Here is a 1783-nt window from a genome sequence, read left to right as displayed (position 1 = left end):
ACTTGCAATGCGTGGATTACTTACATAGATTAAATCCACGCAATCCACGCAATCCACGCAATGTCTGGATTGCTTGCAATCCACGCAATGTAAGCAATGCGTGGAATCCTTACATCGGAGGCCTACATGATGAAGATCAATCGCGAGACCCTGAGCCGAGTCATCACCGTCATCAATGGGAAGGGCGGGGTCCTGAAGACGACCCTGGTCGCCAACACGGCAGGGTTGCTTGCGGCATCCGGGTTCCGGGTGCTGGTGGTGGACCTCGACCCGCAGGGGAACCTCGCAGAAGACTTCGGCTACACCGACAAGCCTGAGAACGACAACGGGTCATCGCTCGCCGCGGCGCTGATGTTCAATCACCAGCCGCAGCTGTACCACAACGTCCGTCCCAACCTCGATGTGCTCATGGGGGGCGAATCGCTGGACAGCGCGAGCGCTGGCCTTGCAGCCATGCAGGGGAAGGACCCCATGCGGGCCAAGCTCGCCCTTGCGCAGACCCTCGAGCCGCTTGCCCCCGAGTACGACATGGTCCTGATCGACTGCCCTCCCGGCGATGAAATGCTCCAGACGAACGCGGTCGCGGCCGCACGGTGGGCTTTGGTCCCGGTCAAGAGCGATAAGGCCAGCAGGAAGGGCCTCAGTGCCGTCGCGAAGCGCCTGGATGCGGTGATCGACGTGAACCCTGACCTCGACCTTCTCGGCGTCGTCCTCGTCGACGTCGGCCGTGGCGCGACCCGGATCGAGCGGGAAGCGCGGCAGCAGATCAGCGACCTGTTCGGCGGCTACGCCGATATCACCCTGACGGCCACCATCCGCCACTCGGAGGCGACCGCGCAGGCTGCGCGGGAGCGGGGACTTCTCGTGCCCGAGCTGGACGAGTTCGTGCAGAACGGCCCGAAGTGGTTCGAGATTCGCCGTGGCCAGGCGGAGGCGGCGACCCTCGCCCCACGCACTGCGACGAATGTCGCTGACGACCTCCAGGCGATCACGGAAGAGATCGTGTCCCGCATCACCCTGTCCGAAAACGCAGCTGTATCGGAGCAAGCATGACCGACGCACCCCGCCGAACGATCTCCGGCCTTTCTCCCCGCGCGACGGCGCAGACCGGGGGAGTGGAGCGCCTGTTGAAGAAGAACCGACCCCAGGCCACCGACGCCCCCGAGATCGTCAATCCGGTCGCCCCTGCACCGACCCCCGAGCCGACTCCGGCGACGGCGCCGGCGGCGAGCCCGCGCGAGAAGACACGCCCCGCGCCGGCCGTCCAGGCGCCCACCGAGGAGCCGAAGGTGTCGATGAGTGTGCGTGTTCACACGTCCGTCCGCGCCCGATCCCGTGCGGCCTACCGTGCGACGGGAGCGCTGGAGGCCGACGAAAGCTACTCCGACATGATCGAGAAGGCGATCGAGGCAGAAGTGCGCCGCCGTGAGCTCGCGTACAACGACGGGAAGCCGTTCGAGGCGAACACCGCGAGCCTGCCCGCTGGCCGCCCATTCGGCGGGTGAGAGCGCGCGCGACGCGCTCAGGGCGCCGCTACGCGGCCCAGTTTGATTCAGGGTTTCCCGCTCTGTCTGGCACTCGATCATGCCGTGGCTACGCCGCTACGTCACGCCGGGAGGCTCCTTATCCTCCCTCGCTGCGCTCAGTCCGGTACCGCCGCCCGGCGCACTCCGCGACTGCGCTCACGGCCATATCTCTCATTGCCAGCCAGGCAGAAAAAATTGCTGAGGGAAGGGAAAGGCGATGACCGATGTGAAGGTGACCGTGTACAGCACGGGCCCGA

Annotated in this window: 2 protein-coding genes; both read left to right on the top strand. The window is 65.7% G+C overall.

Going from position 1 to position 1783, the window contains the following annotated elements:
* Positions 1–126 precede the first annotated feature (126 nt).
* Positions 127–1053 carry a ParA family protein gene (locus ACTUAL_RS24825; protein ID WP_440901944.1) on the top strand — a complete coding sequence of 309 codons (927 nt, stop codon included), beginning with the start codon at positions 127–129 and terminating at the stop codon, positions 1051–1053.
* A complete protein-coding gene (locus ACTUAL_RS24820; protein ID WP_440901943.1) occupies positions 1050–1505 on the top strand; it encodes a ParB family protein in 456 nt (151 codons plus the stop codon). Before ACTUAL_RS24825 ends, ACTUAL_RS24820 begins: the two co-directional genes overlap by 4 nt.
* Positions 1506–1783 lie beyond the last annotated feature (278 nt).

The organism is Actinosynnema sp. (genome assembly GCF_052038725.1).
This window is presented reverse-complemented; position numbering and strand designations above follow the sequence as displayed.